This window comes from Streptomyces sp. NL15-2K (genome assembly GCF_030551255.1).
Lineage (GTDB): Bacteria > Actinomycetota > Actinomycetes > Streptomycetales > Streptomycetaceae > Streptomyces.
In genome coordinates this window covers 5199057-5218886 of record NZ_CP130630.1, presented here as the reverse complement: position 1 = coordinate 5218886, position 19830 = coordinate 5199057, and the positions used below count along the sequence as shown (strand labels likewise).

The window sequence follows — 19830 nt, the reverse complement described above, 5'->3', positions numbered from 1 at the left end:
CGGCCCTCACGCCGGGAAACGGCGGTCGACCCACCTCCACAGCACCTCCAGGGCGACCGCCGCCACCACCGCGATGCCGACCGCGATCCACGGCATCGTCACCCCGACCAGCTTCAGCGCGAAGAACTCCTGCAACCACGGCACCACCAGCACCAGCAGGAACCCGGCGCCCATCGCCGCGACCAGCGCGATCCGCCACCAGGTGTACGGGCGGGCGATGATCGCCAGTACCCACATCGAGATCAGGAAGAGCGTCAGCGTCGCGGCGCTGGTCTCCGCGTCCAGCGCGCCGCTGCCGGAGTAGTGGTTCCGGGCGATCAGATACGTCGTGAAAGTCGCCGTCGCCGCCAAGATCCCGCCGGGGATCGAGTACCGCATGACCCGCCGTACGAAGTTCGGCTTCGCGCGTTCCTTGTTGGGCGCGAGGGCGAGGAAGAAGGCCGGGACGCCGATGGTCAGGGTGGAGAGCAGGGTCAGGTGGCGGGGGAGAAAGGGGTATTCCACCTGCCAGCACACCACCAGGATGGCCAGCAGCACCGAGTAGACGGTCTTGACGAGGAAGAGCGTGGCGACTCGGGTGATGTTGCCGATGACCCGGCGGCCCTCCGCGACCACGGAGGGGAGCGTCGCGAAGCTGTTGTCGAGCAGCACGATCTGCGCGACCGCCCGGGTGGCCTCGGAGCCCGAGCCCATGGACACGCCGATGTCGGCGTCCTTGAGGGCGAGGACGTCGTTCACGCCGTCGCCGGTCATCGCGACCGTGTGGCCATGGGACTGCAGCGCCCCCACCATGTCCCGCTTCTGCTGCGGGGTGACCCGCCCGAAGACCGTGCCCTCGTCGAGGGCCGTGGCCATCCCCTCCTGGTCGGCGGGGAGCCGGCGCGCGTCGATCGTGGTTCCGCTCAGCCCCAGCTTCGAAGCCACCGCGCCCACCGACACCGCGTTGTCGCCGGAGATGACCTTGGCGTCGACGTTCTGCTCGGCGAAGTAGCGCAGGGTGTCGGCCGCATCCGGCCGCAGGCGCTGTTCCAGTACGACGAGGGCGGTGGGCTTGGCTTCCTTCGCGACCTCGGGACTGTCGAGGTCGCGTGCGGCGCGGGCCAGCAGCAGCACCCGCAGCCCCTGTTCGTTGAGGCGCTCGGTCTCGGTGAGGGCGGGGTCGTCGTCGGGGAGCAGGACGTCGGGGGCGCCGAGGAGCCAGGTGCCGGCCTCCCCGTTGCCGTCGCTGAAGGAGGCCCCGCTGTACTTGCGGGCGGAGGAGAAGGGGAGGGACTCGGTGCAGCGCCAGTCCTCCGCGTCCGGGTAGGCGGCGATGATCGCCTGGAGGGAGGCGTTGGGGCGGGGATCGGACTCGCCGAGGGCGCCGAGGACCTTGCGGACGTACGACTCGTCGCTGCCGTTCAGCGCCCGCAGCTCGGTGACGTCCATGCCGCCCTCGGTCAGCGTGCCCGTCTTGTCGAGGCAGACCGTGTCGACGCGGGCGAGGCCCTCGATGGCCGGCAGTTCCTGGACCAGGACCTGTTTTCGGCCGAGTCGGATGACGCCGATGGCGAAGGCGACCGAGGTGAGCAGGACCAGCCCCTCCGGGACCATCGGCACGATGCCGCCGACCGTGCGGGCGATGGAGTCCTTGAGGTCGTTGTCCTTGACGAACAGCTGGCTGATGATCAGGCCGAGCGCGGTCGGGACCATCATCCAGGTGACGTACTTGAGGATCGTGGAGATGCCGGAGCGCAGCTCGGAGTGGACGAGCGTGAAGCGGGAGGCCTCCTCGGCGAGCTGGGCGGCGTAGGCCTCGCGGCCGACCTTGGTCGCCTGGAAGGCGCCGCCGCCCGCGACCACGAAGCTTCCGGACATGATCCGATCCCCCGGCCGCTTGACCACCGGGTCCGCCTCGCCGGTGAGCAGCGACTCGTCGATCTCCAGGTTGTCGGCCTCGACGCACACGCCGTCGACGACGGCCTTGTCGCCGGGACCGATCTCTATGAGGTCGTCCAGCACGATCTCCGAGGTGCTGACCTCGGCGGCCACGCCGTCCCGTCTGACGGTGGGGCGGGCCTCGCCGATCACCGCGAGCGAGTCCAGGGTCTTCTTCGCCCGCCACTCCTGGACGATCCCGATGCCGGTGTTGGCGAGGATCACGAAGCCGAACAGGCTGTCCTGGATCGGCGCGACGGACAGCATGATCACCCAGAGCACGCCGATGATCGCGTTGAACCGGGTGAAGACGTTCGCCCGGACGATGTCGGCGGTGGAGCGGCTGCTGCGCACCGGCACGTCGTTGATCTCGCCGCGTGCGACGCGCTCCGCGACTTCGGATGCTGTGAGGCCGGTCACCGGGGTCGGGATCGCGGTGGGGTGCACAGGGCCGAGTTCGGTGCCCGCGTCGGTGTGCGTCATGCGTTCGACGGTACGTGCGGATTTGGGGGTTCACCCGCCGAGTGGGCGGAAGATCCGACTTGGGGATGAGGGAGACGGTGACGATTGATGCCGTGGTACTACGCGCGGCGGGTCACTCGGCGGCGGCGGCGGCCGAGGCTTCTTCGTCAGCGGTCGCCGCCCTCTTGATCGCCGCGTCGCGCTTGTGGACGTACCAGATGCCGATGAAGCCCAGGCCGCCCCCGGCCAGGCAGGTCCACAGCCACCAGGTGTGGCCGTGGTCGTCGAACCAGCCGTAGAAGGGGAGCTGGACCAGGAAGAGGACGAACCAGATGATCGTGCCACCGGTGATGGTGGCGACGACGGGGCCCTCAAGGGGCTCGGGCGCCTCGTGCTTCGGGGTCCATTTGGCCATGGTCACAGCTTACGAGGCGACGAGGTCTACGCGCGGAGATAGCGCTCCGAACCTCATATGTTCATACTGAAACGGTTTTGTCTCTGATCGCTTCTGTTCGTAGGAAACACCCATGCGGCCTGGGGGAAGTCCGCCGGTGATGAGGTCCCGCATGTCCACCTCGGCCCCCGCCAGGGTTCCCGCGCCGCAGCCGGGCGGCACGCCCGCGTACGGCGCTCTCGACCGCTACTTCAAGATCTCCGAGCGCGGCAGCACCCTGCCCCGGGAGATCCGCGGCGGGTTCGCCACCTTCTTCGCGATGGCCTACATCATCGTGCTGAACCCGATCATCCTGGGCAGCGCGAAGGACATGTACGGGCACCAGCTCGACAACGGGCAGCTGGTGACGGCGACGGCCGTGACCGCCGCGTTCACCACGCTGCTCATGGGCGTCATCGGCAACGTGCCCATCGCGCTCGCCGCCGGGCTCGGTGTGAACTCGGTGGTCGCACTCCAGCTCGCGCCCCGGATGTCCTGGCCCGACGCGATGGGCATGGTCGTCCTCGCCGGCTTCATCGTCATGCTGCTCGTCGCCACCGGCCTGCGCGAGCGCGTGATGAACGCCGTCCCCTACGGCCTCCGCAAGGCCATCTCCATCGGCATCGGCCTGTTCATCATGCTGATCGGCCTGGTCGACTCCGGCTTCGTCTCCCGCATCCCGGACGCCGCCCGGACCACCGTCCCGCTCCAGCTCGGCGGCGACGGGCACCTGGGCGGCTGGCCGGCGCTCGTCTTCGTCCTGGGCGCCCTGCTCACCCTCGCGCTCATCGTCCGCAAGGTCTCCGGCGCGATCCTCATCTCGATCGTCACGATGACCGTCCTGGCGGTCGTGATCAACGCGGTCGCGGACATCCCCTCCTGGGGGCTCACCACTCCCAAGTGGCCGGGCAACCCCGTCGCCACCCCCGACTTCGGCCTGATCGGCCAGGTCAGCCTCTTCGGCGGCTTCGCCAAGGTCGGCCTCCTGACCGGCGTCCTCTTCGTCTTCACCGTGCTGCTGTCGTGCTTCTTCGACGCGATGGGCACGATCATGGGCGTCAGCGACGAGGCCGAGCTGACCGACGCGCAGGGTCAGATGCCCGGCATCAACAAGGTCCTCTTCGTCGACGGCCTCGCGGTCGCCGCCGGTGGGGCCGGCTCCTCCTCGGCCACCACCGCCTTCGTCGAGTCCACGGCGGGTGTCGGCGAGGGCGCCCGGACCGGCTTCGCGAACGTCGTCACCGGCGGGCTGTTCGCCGTGGCGCTGTTCCTGACGCCCGTCGCCACGATGGTCCCGTCCCAGGCGGCCACCCCGGCCCTGCTCGCCGTCGGCTTCCTGATCCTGGCCGGCTCGGTCAAGGAGATCGACTGGGCCGATCACACGATCGCCATCCCGGCCTTCGTGACGATGGTCATGATGCCGTTCACCTACTCGATCACCAACGGCATCGGCATGGGCTTCATCACCTTCGTCGTGCTGCGCCTGGCGGCCGGGCGCGGCAAGGAGATTCCCGCCGCGATGTACGTCGTGTCGGCCGTGTTCGCCTTCTACTACCTGATGCCGGCGCTCGGCCTCACCTGATCCCGAGGGTCACGTGCCCCCGTACAACGTGGGTCACGTGACCCCGTAGAACTTCTCCGTCTCCTCGACGGCGGCCTGGAACCGCTCGTCGAAGTCGTCGCGGGCGAGCGTCCGGACCACATAGTCCTGGACGCTCATTCCCCGTTTCGCGGCATGGTGCCGGAGCCGCTCGAGCAGCTCCCCGTCCATCCGCAAGCTCAGCACGCTGGTCCCCATGGACACGAGGGTCGCGGTCGGGTGCCGGGTGGCGTTCACTTTCCGCCACCGTCTCACTCGTAAGGGTGATAATCGGGTTTTCGTGGTCGGGGTTACGGGAATCTCTGTACGCGCCAGCTTGTTTAGCGAGAGTAATGAGTTACCCTAAAGAGATGCCGGACCTTACACATGGCGACGACGCTGCCGCCGTGAACTCCCTTCGCTCCGCCGTGATGCGGTTGTCCCGTCGGCTCAAGCACCAGCGGGTCGACGAGTCGCTGAGCCCCACCGAGATGTCGGTGCTCGGAACCCTGTCTCTGCACGGCAAGGCCACTCCGGGCGAGCTCGCCCGCAAGGAGCACGTCCAGCCGCCCTCGATGACCCGCATCGTCGCGCTGCTCGAGGCCAAGGGGCTGGTCCGTCTCGAGCCGCACCCCGAGGACCGGCGCCAGAAGGTCGTCACGAAGACCGAGCAGGCCGAGGCGATGCTCGAGGAGAGCCGCCGTAAGCGCAACGCCTTCCTGGCCACCCTGGTCGACGGCCTCGACGAGGACGAGTGGGCGAAACTGCGCGCCGCCGCCCCCGTGCTGGAGAAGCTCGCACACCTGTAAGCAGCGACGAGGAGGCGAACACTTTTGAGTTCGGGACCCGGAGCAGACTCCGCCCCCGCACCTACCCACCACGAGTCCCAGACCGCACCCGACACCCCCTCCGACGCGCCTGCCGAAGGCGCCCGCAAGGCGTCGATGTTCAGCTCCCTGAAGGTCAGGAACTACCGCCTGTTCTTCATGGGCCAGGTCGTCTCCAACATCGGCACCTGGATGCAGCGCATCGCCCAGGACTGGCTCGTTCTCAGCCTCACCGGCTCCTCGGCCGCCGTCGGCATCACGACGGCCCTGCAGTTCCTGCCGATGCTGCTCTTCGGGCTCTACGGCGGCGTCCTCGTCGACCGCCTGCGCAAGCGCCCCACGCTGCTCGTCACGCAGTCCGCGCTGGCCCTCACCGCGATCGCCCTGGCCGTGCTGACCCTCACCGGCCACGTCCAGCTCTGGCACGTCTACGTCGCCGCCTTCGCCGTAGGCCTCGCGACCGTCGTCGACAACCCGGCCCGCCAGTCCTTCGTCTCCGAACTGGTCGGCCCCGGCCAGCTGCAGAACGCGGTCAGCCTGAACTCGGCCAACTTCCAGTCGGCCCGCCTGGTCGGCCCCGCCGTCGCCGGCCTGATGATCACCGGCGTGGGCACGGGCTGGGCGTTCCTCTTCAACGGCCTGTCCTTCGTCGCGCCCCTCACCGGCCTGCTGCTGATGCGCTCGCGTGACCTGCACGCCGTCGAGCGGGCGCCGAAGGGGAAGGGGCAGTTGCGGGAGGGCGTCCGCTACGTCACCGGCCGGCCCGAGCTGATCTGGCCGATCGTCCTCGTCGGATTCGTCGGAACCTTCGCCTTCAACTTCCCCGTCTACCTCTCGGCCTTCGCGGACGACGTGTTCCACGCGGGCGCCGGCGCCTACAGCATGTTCAACACGCTGATGGCGGTCGGTTCCCTGGCCGGCGCCCTGCTCGCCGCCCGGCGCGGCACCGCCCGGATGCGGCTGCTGATCGCGGCCGCGATCGCCTTCGGCACGCTGGAGATCCTGGCGGCCATGACGCCCACGCTGTGGCTGTTCGCCCTGCTCATGATCCCGCTCGGCCTCTTCGGCATGACGGTCAACGTCACCACGAACACCAGCATCCAGATGACCACCGACCCGGCCATGCGAGGCCGCGTCATGGCCCTGTACATGATGGTGTTCCTGGGCGGCTCGCCGGTCGGCGCGCCGATCGTCGGCTGGATCACCGACACCTACGGCGCCCGGGTCGGCCTAGCCGCAGGCGGCGCCGTGGCGGCCATCGCCGCCGCCGTGATCGGCCTGATCCTGGCCCGCGTCGGCAACCTGCGGCTGTCGGTCGGCTGGAAGCGCGGCCATCCGCACGTGCGCTTCGTCCCGCGCGAGCAGGGGGAGGAGCGGGACGAGCAGCTGGCGACGGTGGCGTGAGTCACCCGCGGTGGCCGGAGTCCCGGAGTCCCGGAGTCCCGGAGTCCCGGAGTCCCGGAGTCCCGGAGGGTGATCACACCCTCCGGGCCAGCACCTGGCCCGGCCAGTCGTTCTCGCCGGTGGTGTAGGTCTCGGTGCGGGTGAAGCCGTTGCTCTCGTAGTAGCGGACCAGCTTGCCGTCGTCGCCGGCGTAGCAGTCGACCCGCAGCAGGCGGACCCCGGCTCGCCTCGTCTCCTCGGCGGCGTGCGCGAGCAGGGCGCTGCCCACGCCGTGGCCCTTGAAGCGGCGGTCGGAGGCGAGCCAGTGGATGTAGCGCTCGGGCTCGCCGGGCGGCGGTAGGTGGGACAGGTAGGCGCCGGCCGAGTCGGTGAGGGTGAGCGTGGCGGCCGGTACGCCGTCGACCTCGGCGATGTACACATCGCCCTCGTCCATGTACCGGGCGACCGACTGCACGGTCTTCGGACTCTCCGACAGGGGCTTCGTCCCCCACTGGCCGGGGCGCCCCTGTGAGACCAGCCACTCCACACTGCTGTCGAGCATGCTGAGTATCACGGGGATGTCGTCGGGTCGGCCTTCCCTGATGGTGATCTCCATGGAGGCAGACTAGGTGACCGTTCCCTGGAAGGGTGACGTCCATGAGACTCTTCGCCGCCGTGCTGCCCCCCGAGGAAGTGGCCCATGAACTGGCCGCCGAAATCGCCGAGTTGAGGAAGCTGCCCGGCGCGCACGACCTGCGCTGGACCGGCCGCCCCGGCTGGCACTTCACCCTCGCGTTCTACGGCGAGGTCGACGACGACCTCGTACCGGAACTGTCGGCCCGGCTGGAGCGGGCCGCCCACCGTACGGACGCTTTCCCGCTGGCGTTGCGCGGAGGCGGCCAGTTCGGCCACGGCCGCGCGCTGTGGGCGGGCGCCGAGGGTGACCTGCCGACCCTGCGTCTGCTGGCGGAACGGGCGGAGTCGGCGGCGCGGAAGGCGGGCGTACCGATGGGGGAGCACCGCCGTTACAAGGCCCACCTGACGGTGGCCCGCAGCCGGGAGGACATCGACGTACGGCCGTATGTGGAGGCCCTGAAGACCTTCACGAGCCGTACGTGGACGGTGGACGAGCTGGTCCTGGTCCGCAGCAACTTGCCGACGTCGGGGGTACCGGGGGAGCAGCCGCGTTACGAGGCGGTCGCCCGCTGGGCACTCGGGCCGCCGGTCAGGCCCTGAGGGCGGCCGGTTAGGCTCGAAGGCGTGGACCCGAAAACCCGGAACCGGATCATGGCCGGTGTGCTCGTGCTGATGCTCGTGGTGGTAGCGGTGGCGGCGGCGGTCGGCAGGTAACCGACCACCCCGCCCCCTGCCGGGTCATGGCCCGGCGTGCTACCAGGCGTGCTACCAGGCGAAGGCCTCCGGGGAGGGCCCCGTCCCCGGGAAGATCTCCTCCAGGCCTGCCAGCAGCTCCTCGCTCAGCTCCAGCTCGACCGCGCGCAGCGCGGACTCGAGCTGCTCTGCGGTGCGCGGCCCGACGATCGGCCCGGTCACGCCGGGCCGGGTCAGCAGCCAGGCCAGCGCGGCCTCGCCGGGCTCCACCCCGTGCTTCTCCAGCAGGTCCTCGTACGACTGGATCTGCGCGCGTGCGGCGGGGTCGGCGAGGGTGTCGGCCGCCCGTCCGGAGGCACGGCGTCCGCCCTGGACCTCCTTCTTGATCACACCGCCGTGCAGCGGCGACCAGGGGATGACGCCCAGGCCGTAGTCCTGCGCGGCCGGGATGACCTCCATCTCGGCGCGCCGCTCGGCGAGGTTGTACAGGCACTGCTCGCTGACGAGACCGATGGTGCCCCCGCGCCGGGCGGCGACCTCGTTGGCCTGGGCGATCTTGTAGCCGGGGAAGTTGCTGGAGCCGACGTACAGGATCTTGCCCTGCTGGACGAGGACGTCGATGGCCTGCCAGATCTCCTCGAAGGGCGTGTTCCGGTCGATGTGGTGGAACTGGTAGACGTCGATGTAGTCGGTCTGCAGCCGCTTCAGCGAGGCGTCGACGGCCCGCCGGATGTTGAGGGCGGACAGCTTGTCGTGGTTGGGCCAGGCCTCGCCGTCCCCGGCCATGTTGCCGTACATCTTGGTGGCGAGGACGACCTTGTCGCGCCGCTCGCCCTTGGCGAACCAGTTCCCGATGATCGACTCGGTGCGGCCCTTGTTCTCGCCCCAGCCGTAGACGTTGGCGGTGTCCAAAGATCAATTTTGACGCCATGATCCGAACCACATACCGTCACTCCTTGTGCACGATGCGTGCTGCAGGGGAGAGCGAGAACGAGCATGGCGAGAGTTCTGGGTGTGGTCCGTCTGTCGAGGGTGTCGGACGAGACCACATCGCCGGAGCGTCAGCGTCGGTCCATCCAGCGATGGGCCGACCAGGAGGGGCACGTCGTCGTGGGATGGGTCGAGGACATCGACGTGTCTGGCGGGGTAGAGCCGTGGAAGCGCCCGGAGTTCGGCAAGTGGCTGCCTTCGACCATCGGAAAGGAGGTCAGCGCGATCGAGCACAGGATCGCGATGGAGGAGTCGCGCGCCGATGAGTACGACATCCTCTGCGCGCTGAAGATCGACCGCCTCTCGCGGCGCGTGCTGCACGTGCACACCCTCCTGGAGTGGTGCGAGAAGAACGGCAAGGAGGTAGCCACCGTCGAGGACGGGATCAACCTGAACACGCAGATGGGGAAGCTCCTCCTGAGCCTGATCGCGTCCTTCGCGGAGGGGGAGCTCGAAGCCATCAAGGCGCGGGCCAAGTCGTCCTACAACCACCTGGTGAAGGAGGGACGCTGGCGCGGTGGCCGCACTCCGTATGGGTACCGCGAGGAGAAGCAGGAGACCGGCGAGGGGTGGAAGCTGGTGCCGGACGACTACGGAACGGACACGGCCGGGACGCTTCGCGAGATCGTTCGCCGTCTCATCGAAGGTGAGTCGGCGAACAGCATCGCGCAGTGGCTCAACGAGGACACGTCCAAGACCCCGACGTCCCTGGACGCCCAGATGATCCGGAGCGGCAAGACCCCGAAGGGGAGCCGCTGGACCGCCGCGAACACGTCCAAGGTCGTGCGCTCCCGCTGTGTCCTGGGGCAGATGGAAGTGACTGAGGAAGTGATGGTTGACGGGAAGAAGGTGAAGCGGACCCGAGTCGTCCGGGACGCCGATGGCCAGCCTCTTCAGCGCGCGGAGCCCTTGATCACGCAGGAGGAGTGGGAGTTGGCCAACAAGAAGCTGGACGAGAACACCAGTCAGCGCAACGGAAACCGCAAGGGCGGCTCACCCCTGCTCCGGGTTGCGTTCTGCACCTGTGGGGAACCCGCGTATCTCGGCCCCGGCCGTAACTGGCCCTACTACCGCTGCGCCTCGCGGACCACCCACAAGCCGTGCCCGACCGGAAGCAAGGGCATTGCGGCTCACACGCTGGAGGACGCCGTGGAGAACGCGTTCCTCCTCGCCGCAGGGGACGTCGAGATCGTCCGGAAGGTCTTCCGTCCGGGGGTGGACTACACGCGCGACATCGAGGAAGTGAACCGTGCCCTGGCGGACCTGCGGGAAGACCGCGAGGCGGGCCTCTACTCCAGCGAGCTGGGCAAGCAGGAGTACCGCGAGACGTACAAGCGGCTGGACGCGCGACGCGAGCAACTCATCGCCCAGCCCACACGACCGGACACCTGGGAGGAGATCCCCACGGGAGAGACTTACCGGGAGCGGTGGAGCAAGCTGTCGACCCAGCACGAGAAGGGCAAGGAGCTCCGTGCCGCAGGGGCCAAGGCTGTCATCCACGCAGAGCCGATCCGGGGGATGACGGCCGCGCAGGCCATGTCCGTGGACGGCCATGACGGCATGTGGCAGCACTCCGTCGGACGGGTTCAGGTTCTGATCCCGATGGACTTCAAGCAGCGCGTACGCAACATGGCAGCGATTCGCAGCGAAGAGTGACGAAGCCGAAGGGCGAGAGGAACCGAGGGGGCCCCGAACGCAGGGTCCTCTCGGCCTTTGTAGGATGCCCGGCAGGTCGTCGCCGTCGCTCCCGACCGCACGAGACCGAGTCCGGGCATCACGCCCTGGGCGCCACCTGTGATGAGAGACCGCGCCGTCCGGCGCCGGTCCCCCCCCGCGAAGAAAGGGAGGCACATGTCCCGCCGTCCGGCGGGGGTTACCGGCGCATTCGTGCGCCTCACAGGAAGGGGCCCGACAAACCGTGGGAGCCATCACCACCAAGGGGCGCAAGCTCCACGAGATCGAGCACGTCCCGTACGAGCAGGCGTTCCTCATTGGCGACCTGCTCACCAGCAACATCACCATGCTCGCCGGCGAGCCCAAGGCCGGGAAGACGAACTTCGCCGCTGGGATGTCCGCCGCCCTCCTGAACGGAGCCGACGAATTCCTCGGTCTCCCCGTGCTGCGCCTCTGCCGCCACATCGTCTTCGGCCTCACCGACGACGGCGCCGAGGGGGAACTCCGCGAGCGGCTGCACGGCGCAGTCCCGAGGGACTCCGTCACCGTCTTCCCCGTGGAGGACACCAGCCAGCCCGGCTACTGGCAGGGCGTCCACGACGACCTCCTGACGCTGGGCGCCGACCTCTTCGTCCTCGACAACGTGCTGGGCGCCCTCGGTGACGGTGAGGACGTCGCCTCCTCCGTCACGGCCCGGAACACCATCGACAAGCTCAAGCCGATCAGCAAGTCCGGCATCCCCGTGCTCGCGGTGACGCACACGCCGAAGGGTAACGGCGAGGGGCTCACCACGGCCTCCGCTCCCATTGGCGGGCGGGCGATGGCCGGAGGCGTCCGCGGCGTCATCGTCCTGCGGAAGTCCAAGAAGGGGCGCAGCATCCAGACCGCGATCAACCGGGCCAAGAGCGATCTCGACATCGCAGTCACCATGAGGACGGCGAGTAACGGCTCGGAAATCCCCGTCTGGGAGCGAGTGGAGCCGGGACTCAAGGTCGTCAGCCTGCCCAAGGCGAAGACCTGGGACGAAGACCTCGTCGCGCGGATCATCGAGGAACAGCCGGAAGAGGAGTCGGCGCTCGCGCTGTCGAGGCGCTACGCGCCCATCGTCGACAGGAAGCCCGAGACCGTACGGCCGAAGCTCAGGGACCGGCTGGAGCGTGTCGGCGGACGCTGGGTCCGAAAGCCTGCCGCCACGGCCTGAGCGCTGGTGGTGGTGATGGCTCCCCCTTTACAGGAAGCGGTCACCACCACCAGCTACCTCGCTCCGCTCGGCAAGCCTCGCTCCTCACTTCACTTACGTAAGTACGTCAGCCGTCTGACCTCTGGCGGCCTGCGGCCGACCAGCACGCAGACCTCTGGCGAACAGCGAAGCCAGAAGCCGTGCAACGACGAAGAGGTAAGCAGCAGGGGCGGCCGGAAGGCCGCCACATCGGAAGGCGGCTGACAGATGTGCGGCCCCTTTCGGGGCCGACAGAGCTTGTGCGGCTCGACAGTAAACGGCTGTAGGGCGCGACAGCGCCCCTCGGGGCATGGCCCCTTGGTCCGCTGCCGCCACTCCTACTCGAACGAGGCAGCAGGGTACGAAAGTTGAGACTGTGAACGCGTTGTTCAGAGTGCCGCGTGCGCCGTACCGTGACCGCGTGGCAACCTTCAACCAGCACAACCAGACTGTCGGCGTTCAGCACAACGCTGAGAACATGATCGTTGGATCGTCGGCCTCGATGGCCGACATCGCTGCTGGGGTGGAAAACGTTCTGGCGCAGGCTCACCGGACGGAGCCACCCTTGCCTCCCGAAGTGCAGGCGGAGCTGGTAGCCGCGCGCGATGCAGCAGTGTCTGGCGACACCGCTGAGACGGGAGGGCGGCTGCGGCGAGTGCTTGAGATGGGCAGCCTGGCCACGGGAATCGGGAGTCAGATCGCCGCAATACTTGGGGCGCTCGGTGGATGAAAGCAGCTTCGACCAGCAGGGTCAGCACGTAGGAGTTCAGTTCAACGCCGATCGCCAGACGATGGAAGAGACGGTATTCGGCGACAAGTACTCGATCACTGTCGAGCACCAGACGGACTCTCCGCGTCGACGCGCCGCCAGCGAGATGTATGTGAACATGGTGCGCCTCTCCGAGACTGTCAAAAAGGTCTGGAACTACGCAGCGAGAGAGGCTGATCCCCCCGGTGCTGCGCATGAGCTTCAACAACTGCGGCACGACGCACGGATGCACGCCGACCGGCTCGCGGATCAGCGCCTCCGATTTCGCGCCGCAGTGTCGTCATGGGAGGAGGAGACTGGGGTCAACTTTGTGTATGAGGAGTTCCTCGAAGCCGTGAATGAGGTCTTGCGGCTGTCGGCCAGATGGAGCGTCGAAATTCTCCGGACGCCACGAGATGTGCTTACAGAAGAGATCTGGCCCGAAGTCGAGGGCGCAGCAGTGCACATGGAAGCCATGGTGAGGATGTTCCTGCGCAATGCCGTGAGAGCTTGATCAACCCTGAAACCGTGGCGCGATCTCGGCCGGTAAGACTCGGCGGTCGGGCAAAGACCCCTCCGGGGGTCATACCCCCTTCCCTCATCGCCAAGGCTGGCTCGTGCTGCGTCCGCGCGAGCGGCTGGCAGGCTTCGCTACCAGCGGGCCCGCGAGATCACAGCGACGCACAGGCAGACGGCGTACGTCGGTTGCCACCGCGACCGACAGGGCGCAGCGCGTGATTCAGAAACGGGCGTCTCAGAAACCAAGGTTTGCGAGACGAGGTATCAGGCATCCCAGAAGGGAGCCCAGCGCTGTTCAAAACCCGTCTCGAAACCCCCGCCTCAGGCTTGACGTATTGAGACGAGTTCTGAGATTGTCTCGGCTGTGACGGCGAACATGAACACTGGCCAGCTCATCGGGTACGCCCGATAGCCGGGCATGAGACGTGTCCAGTCGGTTGTGTATTGCCTGTCCGCGGTCTCATTGGCAATGTCGGCGCATTGAACGTCTGACTTCGTGTCTCACGGGCCCGGACCACTTCGAAAGTCGATCAAACTTCAAGCGCTGAGGCCCACGACCACAAGACCGTGGGCCTCAGTCATCGCAATGGGGTGTGTTATTCCTTGGCGGTTGTAGCCGGCTCCGGGACGTCGTTGGACACGGTGTTGGAGTCGGAGGGCGGCAGCGGGATCTCGTCAGCCTCAGGTGCCCACCACTGGTAAGACCACTCCTTGCGCACGACGAGGCGATCGGCCCAGGGGAAGGCGGTCGACGCGAGCGCCTGGATACCTGCAGTCAGGGAAGCGGCGGCCTTCTCAATGCGGGCAAAGCGGATGTTCGCGTTGAGTCCTTCCGGGACGTGAAACTCGAAGGTGAGCCTGAGGACGCGAGGACTTGCCATGAACGAAACCTCCTTGATTGACGTGTCGCGAACATAGCTCAATCTCAGCGACATTGATAGATGTCCGCGAGATTGAAGGATGTGGCCGACAAGCCCTTCCGTGCCGTGACGGCTACTCAACAGGACGCAGCTGAGGGCTGCTTGAGGCTGGGAACGAGTCGCGTCGCAGCATCACGATCTCCTCGTGCTGTGCGGCGAGGCGAGACAAGGCTGTGGTCTGGAACTCCTTCAGTGCGTCGAGCTCCGTGTCCTTCCGGCTGAGGCGCTCGCGCAGAGTCGCGACTTCGGCCTTGAGTCGTTCGATCTGCGCCAGGCGTTGGTCAGGTTGTCGTCCGGCTTCCTGGGTGGCGGTTCGCTGGCGGTCGAACTCGGCTTTCAGATGCGGGTAGGTGCGGTAGAAGGTCGGCCGCGGCACTCTGGCGAGGGTGCACAGGCTCTTGACGTCGCATTTCAGGCCGTCGGGGACGGGACCGGTGAGGAGTTGGCGCATCGCCGCCCGGATTCTGGCCTCGGCTTCGGTCTGGTGTTCCTGCCTCATGGGGCGAGCTCCTCGTCTGCGTGTCCGGCGGTGTCGATCTCGGCGACGATGCGAGTGGCGCGATCGAACGCGGTCTGGGCTCGGGCCCGTTCGGGCTTGGAGAGTCTGGGGTTGCCGAGGAAGACGGCCTGGGTGCTCTCGGCGTGGTCGGCCCAGACCTGCCGATGCTGGGGATGGTGGGTAGCCTGCGGGCAGCGGGCCGAGTCGCACATCCCCATCAGGGGCTTGTCGGCGTCCGGGGTGCCGGCGAGTTTCAGGCACAACGCCTTGCTCGGGTCGGAGAACCAGCAGTAGTTGCCTACTCCGATGTGGAGGGTCTTGGCCTTCGCCTTCAGGACCCGCTCGACGCGGCGGTCGTCGATGACGGTGACCGGCCCGGCCTCATGCCGGTCCAGGGCCTGGTCGGCGGCCTTGAAGGCCGTGATCAGGTCGCGGGCGCCTTGTCCGCTGGGCAGGATGCCGCGCTGGTAGTCCTCATAGGCAGCGACGGTCAGTCGCAGGTGTTCGGCCTCTTCCTCGGCGGCAACCTCGGCAGCGAAGGCAGCCTGGTGCCCGCCGGGGCGGGCGGCATACCCCTCGGTCGTGGCGACGCTGACGTGTTTGAGGTGCAGTTTCGTGGCCATCAGGCCGTGCGGGCGCTGGGCGATGGCCATCGCGAGGGTGCGGCGGAGGGCTCGCGGGTTGACCGGTCCGTCTGGAAGGGGTTCCAGCCCGAGCCGCTGTCCGTGCTCGCCGTTCACCCATGAACGCAGGGCTGTGTAGCGGCGGTTGCTGTTGTTGGACGCCTTGGCGAACAGCCGCTGGCCCGGCGGGGCGCTGGTGAGGGCTTCGGCGGTGGTGACGGCGTGATGCACGTCCTCGATGACCACCCAGGCGTCCTCGGTCCCGCCGAACGCTTCGCCCTTGATGCGGCGGGAGACCAGACGGTAGCGGGTGCCGCCGCCGGGTCGCTGTTCCTGCTGTCGGCATCCGCTGGTCAGTTCCGCCAGCTCGGAGGTGCGCATGCCGGACAGCGCCGAGGTGAGGAAATAGGCGGCTGAGGTGACCACGTAGACCGTCGCGTCCAGCTGGTGCCGGGCCATCGGCAAGGCCCACGGCACCAGTTCGCCGTCGCCGTGCCGGGGAATCCGAGCCGCGTCACGGCACCAGGGCGGTTGCAGGCCGCACTGGCTCACCCAGCGTTCCAGCTCGGGGCGGAGAGTCTCCAGTTGCCGACGGTGGCCCATGGCGCCTGCGGTCTCGACGACGAAGGGGTGCCAGGCCATGTGCAGAAGCGGATCGTCTGGGTCCCATCCGCCCTTGAGCCGCTGGGCGACGGTCGATGACTGGGCTTGTGGTGCCGGGATCCCGGCACCACGCCGCTGGTCGACGGCCTCGCGCACCTTGTCGATCTGGTGGACCAGCAGGCTCCGCTGCGAGGCGGCCTCGCGGTCGTCGGCGGCGCGGGCTGCCGCGACCTCGGCCGCCAGCGGCGGGCCGATCGTCTCCAGCAAGTACAGACAGTTCGCCAGCAGGGGCCGCAGCAACGCATCCGGAACCGGTGGCACCCGGTTCTCGTCGCTGCGTACGTATCCGGCGACCTCGTCGGCGCCGCGTCCCGCCCACGGGGTGAAACCTGGCTGGTAGCGGTCGCTGAGGATCTCCGTGTAGAGAGCGAGGAACTGCGGGATACGCACCCTCGCCGCCGTGGTCGAAGGCGACAGCGGCCGGTTGGGATCGGCGGTGGTGCGCGAGACCGTGGCGAGGTAGGCGTCGCAGTGGTGCTGGCGGACCTGGGACAGCGAGGTGACGCCGACCGAGGTGAGGTAGTTGAACCACAGGGCCAGGTGTTTCAGCTCGGACCAGAGCGAGTTCGGGTTCAGCGGGACGCGGAAGGCCCACGGCAGGGTGGCCACATCCGGATGGAGCGGGGCCAGTCGTGCCAGCAGATACTCGCGGGCGACCTGCCGCCAGCGCGAGCTGGCGATGGCGGTGAAGTCAAGGATCTTGCGGTGTCTGCTCATCACCACCGGGGCGTCAGCGAGGCCGGTCAGGTCCCACACGTCCTGGTCGAACACGGGGCGAGGGCTGCGGGGATCGCGCCGCAGGCCAGCGGTCTCGATGACCGGCAGACCGCGGAAGGGGTGCCGTCCGGCAAGGACCGGGACGGCGGCGGCATGGGCGGTCGTCACTGGGACTGTTCCTCCAGGTTCAGCGGCAGGAAGGCGCCGGTCTCGTTGATCTGCCGACTGGCGGCGTCGATGGCGGCCGGGCCGAACCGGGGCAGGATGTCCTCGTCCAGCCGGGCCGCATACGGGCCGAAGATCTGCAGGAACTGGGCGGTGGTCATCTGCTGGGCCTGCCGGGAGAAGTACTCCTTGAGCCGGAGCAGGTTGGGCAGGTGACGGGGCGCGAACGCCGCGAGCGGACACAGCAGACACACCCACGGCCGGGCCGGGCACAAAGTTCCCGCCGGCGCGTGCGGGCTGTTCAGCGGACTGGCGCAGGCGGCGACGAACACGTCCTGTTCACCGGAGAGCAGAGCCTTGATGGTCGCCGCGTCCAGACCGGCGTCCTCGACCAGACGCGGGAACGACGCGGCGAATGCGGCAGCGTCCTCGCCGCTGACCACGACCGGCGGGCCAGCCTTGCGGCGCACGTCGCCCTGGGCCTGCTCGATGACGCCCTCCAAGGCATCCAACTGGGCCGGGGTGTGAGAGCTGAGGTAGTGGTCACCCTCGACGCGGGCGCTGTGGTTGGGGTCGATCGTTGTGCGCCCGGTCCAGGCCGCCCGGTCGCGGCGGTGATGGTAGGTGGCACGGACCCGGCCACCGTGCACCGGCAGTAGCCGTCCGTCGTCGCCGAGCACGCCCGAGGACTCCATCCACGCCCGTCGCCTGCTCTGGGTGCGGGGCCGGGCGAAGATCCTGCCCCGTCCGGCTCCCCGGCCGCCGCCATCGCGGCCCATGTGGATCCACAGATGCCCGGCCAGCTCACCGGCATGTTCGCGCAGCGGGGCCGAGTGATCCAGCCAGCGGTCCAGCAACCGCACCGCGTCGCGGGGGAGGTTGAGCACCTCGCCCCCAGTGCGTCCCTTGCGGTAGGAGAGCAGGACCGTGTTGGCCGAGGTCCGGGTGATGTCGTCGAGTCGCAGCGCGTCGATGCCGTCCGGGACGATACCCGTGCGCATCGCGAACAGAGTGAGGTAGGCGAGTGCTGTGTCGGTCACCGGGAAGAGCGCCGCTTCCACCCCGGCGATCTGCGCCCCGTCCATGTCGACGTCCGCTGTGCCGAGCCGCTCGACGGCTCTTCTCGCCTCCGCGGGCCCTGCGTGGAGCCAGAGCCAGGCGACGTTGTCGAGGGTGATTCCGTGGGCGGACGGGTCGGCGCCGCGGGCGGCCGCCTCCAGCGCCTTGCGGTGAGCGCGGCGGGCCTCCGCAATCTGCTCGGTGCACGCGGCTTCGAGCCGCTGCCACTCGCCGTCGCTGTAGGGCTGGTTGGGCCGGCTCTTCCCGGCCTTGTTGATCCGCCGCCCGGCAAGGTGGCGGCAGATGCCCTCATCCAGCCCTCCGGTGGTCTCCTGGAAAGCATCCAGCACCACGCGGATACGCCGCTCGCGGTGGTAGTCGCAGGTCAGCCAGTACTGCACCAGCGTGGCCGGGGTCAGATCGGCAAGACCACCCGTGGCACCCAAGGCGTCGAGATCATGCGCCATCCGGCGCATCGTCGTCATGTACTGCCGGGCCACGGAGCGGGTGCGGATCGGCCCGTGCGGGTGGGTGGCCGCCACCAGCCCCATGGCCAGGTCCGCGGCCATCTGCTGGTTCGGCAGATCGTGCAGAGCCCCGTGATGGACGACGCCGTCCGGCAGGGTGAACAGCACCGCCAACGGCTGCTGGATCTCGGCCGGCATCAGACCTCGTCCTCGAACTCGACTGCCGCCGCCTCGTCCGCGGCCGGGGCTCCCCCGGCGGCTGCGTAGGCGTCGCGGTAGATCCGCTGGGTGTCGAGCAGATGCAGATATGCCTGAGTGGTGACGGCACTGGTATGCCCCAACAGGTCGCGCAGCACCAGCAGCGGATCGGCCTTGGTCAGGTAGAGCGCCAGCGCGTCATCACCACCAGCGTCCACGACCAGCTGAGCAGCCTGCTGGTAGTAGCCGCGCACCAGGCGCTCCAGCGTCGCCATCGCGAAAGTGTGCCTGGTGACGTGGGGGTGAACATGCGGGAAGGACGGCTCGTAGCGGTCCCGGATCCGCTGCGCGGTGCGGCGCAGGACGGTCGCCCAGTCGACGAACGGCTTCCCGCCGGACTGCACCGCCAGCAGAGCGCTGCCCCCGCCGGGCGCCACCAGCCGCAGGCGCTCGGCCGGCGTGAGGGTGTGCCAGCGGCGGCGGGTCCCGTTGATGAGTGCGCCGTCATGCGTGGGGGCTTCGACGAACAGCGGATCGCGGGGCCGCCAGCGCGAGTCCTCCGTCGCCGCCGCCCGCTCCCAGCCGATGTAGTCGTGAACCCGGGCCAGGTCGTCATAGCCGATCCACGTCGAGCGACCCCTTCTGCCCTTCGCCGTCGGAGCGGCGAGCACCAGAGGCACCGGCACCGCCGTGCGGCGGCGCGGCAACGACGGCACCTCGTAGACCGTCAGATGCGTGAACTCCTGCGACCGCAGCCCGCTGGACAGCGCCAGGCCGATCACGGCCGCGTTGCGGCCGGTCTCCCGCCCCCGAAACGAGACATCCCGCTCGCCCGCCGGGTCGTTACCCGCCAACGCGTGCATCAGCAGCTCGGCGTACGGCCTCTCCAGGTACTTCCGCGTCGCGTGCGCGTTTCCCGTACGCACCGTCGCCAGATTCCTGGCAACCTCCACCCGCGCGCCATCCGGGCGGGTCACCGACTGCCGCACGTAGGAGAACGGGACCGTCGGCGCATGCCCCTCGGCCGCTGCCCATTGGTAGAAGGACGAGAGCGTCTTGACCGCCAGATTCCAGCTCGCCGGGCTCAGCCGCACCTCCAACGGACCGGACAGCCGGTACTCCGCATACATCGACAACGCATCCCGAAGTCGCTGCCGCTCGGCGAAGACAGAGATCCGGCGGGCGTCGAGGAACTCCGCCCAGCCCTTGAGTGCCTGGGCGTACGTCCGCCAGGACTTCGGTGACGGCGCCCCGCTGACCGGTAACTCCCGGAGCCACAGGTTCATCACCATCGTCGGACGCGGGCCCGCGGCGTCCTCGAAGCAGAGGTCCTCGTCGATGAGGACGGGCATGGCCTCCCGGATGACGGGCCGGTCGTGCAGGCCCCACTCTTCCCACCCGGCTGAACTGAAGTAGTGAAGGATCACGGAACGAACCTG

Annotated in this window: 18 protein-coding genes; 8 read left to right on the top strand and 10 right to left on the bottom strand. The window is 68.5% G+C overall.

Going from position 1 to position 19830, the window contains the following annotated elements:
• Positions 1-6: 6 nt before the first annotated feature.
• Complete coding sequence (locus tag Q4V64_RS23205; protein WP_303711229.1) at positions 7-2400, bottom strand: HAD-IC family P-type ATPase; 2394 nt, start codon at positions 2398-2400, stop codon at positions 7-9.
• A gap of 112 nt (positions 2401-2512) precedes the next feature.
• The gene (locus Q4V64_RS23200; RefSeq protein ID WP_124441234.1) at positions 2513-2794 is read right to left on the bottom strand and encodes a DUF2530 domain-containing protein; all 282 of its coding nucleotides are present in this window, start codon (positions 2792-2794) and stop codon (positions 2513-2515) included.
• A gap of 151 nt (positions 2795-2945) precedes the next feature.
• Here Q4V64_RS23200 and Q4V64_RS23195 point away from each other — a divergent pair, with 151 nt between their 5' ends.
• Positions 2946-4394: an NCS2 family permease gene (locus Q4V64_RS23195; protein ID WP_124441235.1), complete on the top strand. Its 1449-nt coding sequence runs from the start codon at positions 2946-2948 to the stop codon at positions 4392-4394.
• A gap of 33 nt (positions 4395-4427) precedes the next feature.
• Here the strand turns inward: Q4V64_RS23195 and Q4V64_RS23190 are convergent, their stop codons facing one another.
• Positions 4428-4610 carry a ribbon-helix-helix protein, CopG family gene (locus tag Q4V64_RS23190; protein ID WP_124441236.1) on the bottom strand — a complete coding sequence of 61 codons (183 nt, stop codon included), beginning with the start codon at positions 4608-4610 and terminating at the stop codon, positions 4428-4430.
• 152 nt (positions 4611-4762) lie between these two features.
• On the opposite strand from Q4V64_RS23190, the gene Q4V64_RS23185 reads away from it, so the two are divergent.
• A complete protein-coding gene (locus Q4V64_RS23185; protein ID WP_124441237.1) occupies positions 4763-5200 on the top strand; it encodes a MarR family transcriptional regulator in 438 nt (145 codons plus the stop codon).
• Between the two features lie 24 nt (positions 5201-5224).
• Positions 5225-6622 (top strand): MFS transporter, encoded by a 1398-nt coding sequence (locus tag Q4V64_RS23180; protein ID WP_124441238.1) that lies wholly within the window; start codon positions 5225-5227, stop codon positions 6620-6622.
• A gap of 73 nt (positions 6623-6695) precedes the next feature.
• Here Q4V64_RS23180 and Q4V64_RS23175 read toward each other — a convergent pair whose 3' ends face one another.
• The gene (locus tag Q4V64_RS23175) at positions 6696-7217 is read right to left on the bottom strand and encodes a GNAT family N-acetyltransferase (RefSeq protein WP_124441239.1); all 522 of its coding nucleotides are present in this window, start codon (positions 7215-7217) and stop codon (positions 6696-6698) included.
• 41 nt (positions 7218-7258) lie between these two features.
• Between Q4V64_RS23175 and thpR the strand changes: the two genes are divergently transcribed.
• Entirely contained in the window at positions 7259-7837 is a 579-nt protein-coding gene (gene thpR, locus Q4V64_RS23170) for an RNA 2',3'-cyclic phosphodiesterase (RefSeq protein ID WP_124441240.1), read from the top strand.
• A 165-nt stretch (positions 7838-8002) separates the two neighbouring features.
• Here thpR and Q4V64_RS23165 read toward each other — a convergent pair whose 3' ends face one another.
• Positions 8003-8842, bottom strand: a complete 840-nt coding sequence (locus Q4V64_RS23165) for an aldo/keto reductase (RefSeq protein WP_124441241.1) — start codon at positions 8840-8842, stop codon at positions 8003-8005.
• An 84-nt stretch (positions 8843-8926) separates the two neighbouring features.
• On the opposite strand from Q4V64_RS23165, the gene Q4V64_RS23160 reads away from it, so the two are divergent.
• The 4 genes from Q4V64_RS23160 (at position 8927) to Q4V64_RS23145 (ending at position 13075) form a co-directional block, all read left to right on the top strand.
• On the top strand, positions 8927-10576 hold the full coding sequence (locus tag Q4V64_RS23160; protein ID WP_124441242.1) for a recombinase family protein: 1650 nt from the start codon (positions 8927-8929) through the stop codon (positions 10574-10576).
• 262 nt (positions 10577-10838) lie between these two features.
• Positions 10839-11795 (top strand): AAA family ATPase, encoded by a 957-nt coding sequence (locus Q4V64_RS23155; protein ID WP_124441243.1) that lies wholly within the window; start codon positions 10839-10841, stop codon positions 11793-11795.
• Positions 11796-12234: 439 nt separating this feature from the next.
• Complete coding sequence (locus tag Q4V64_RS23150) at positions 12235-12543, top strand: hypothetical protein (RefSeq protein WP_124441244.1); 309 nt, start codon at positions 12235-12237, stop codon at positions 12541-12543.
• A complete protein-coding gene (locus Q4V64_RS23145) occupies positions 12536-13075 on the top strand; it encodes a hypothetical protein (protein ID WP_124441245.1) in 540 nt (179 codons plus the stop codon). The genes Q4V64_RS23150 and Q4V64_RS23145 overlap by 8 nt, the downstream gene beginning before the upstream one ends.
• Before the next feature lie 601 nt (positions 13076-13676).
• Here Q4V64_RS23145 and Q4V64_RS23140 read toward each other — a convergent pair.
• From Q4V64_RS23140 to Q4V64_RS23120, 5 genes are all read right to left on the bottom strand, one after another.
• On the bottom strand, positions 13677-13961 hold the full coding sequence (locus Q4V64_RS23140; RefSeq protein WP_124441246.1) for a hypothetical protein: 285 nt from the start codon (positions 13959-13961) through the stop codon (positions 13677-13679).
• A gap of 112 nt (positions 13962-14073) precedes the next feature.
• A complete protein-coding gene (locus Q4V64_RS23135; protein ID WP_124441247.1) occupies positions 14074-14499 on the bottom strand; it encodes a hypothetical protein in 426 nt (141 codons plus the stop codon).
• Complete coding sequence (locus Q4V64_RS23130; RefSeq protein WP_124441248.1) at positions 14496-16670, bottom strand: integrase; 2175 nt, start codon at positions 16668-16670, stop codon at positions 14496-14498. The genes Q4V64_RS23135 and Q4V64_RS23130 overlap by 4 nt, the downstream gene beginning before the upstream one ends.
• The gene (locus tag Q4V64_RS23125; protein ID WP_124441249.1) at positions 16667-18391 is read right to left on the bottom strand and encodes a hypothetical protein; all 1725 of its coding nucleotides are present in this window, start codon (positions 18389-18391) and stop codon (positions 16667-16669) included. Before Q4V64_RS23125 ends, Q4V64_RS23130 begins: the two co-directional genes overlap by 4 nt.
• Positions 18391-19818 carry a site-specific integrase gene (locus Q4V64_RS23120; RefSeq protein WP_172629284.1) on the bottom strand — a complete coding sequence of 476 codons (1428 nt, stop codon included), beginning with the start codon at positions 19816-19818 and terminating at the stop codon, positions 18391-18393. The genes Q4V64_RS23125 and Q4V64_RS23120 overlap by 1 nt, the downstream gene beginning before the upstream one ends.
• Positions 19819-19830: the final 12 nt, after the last annotated feature.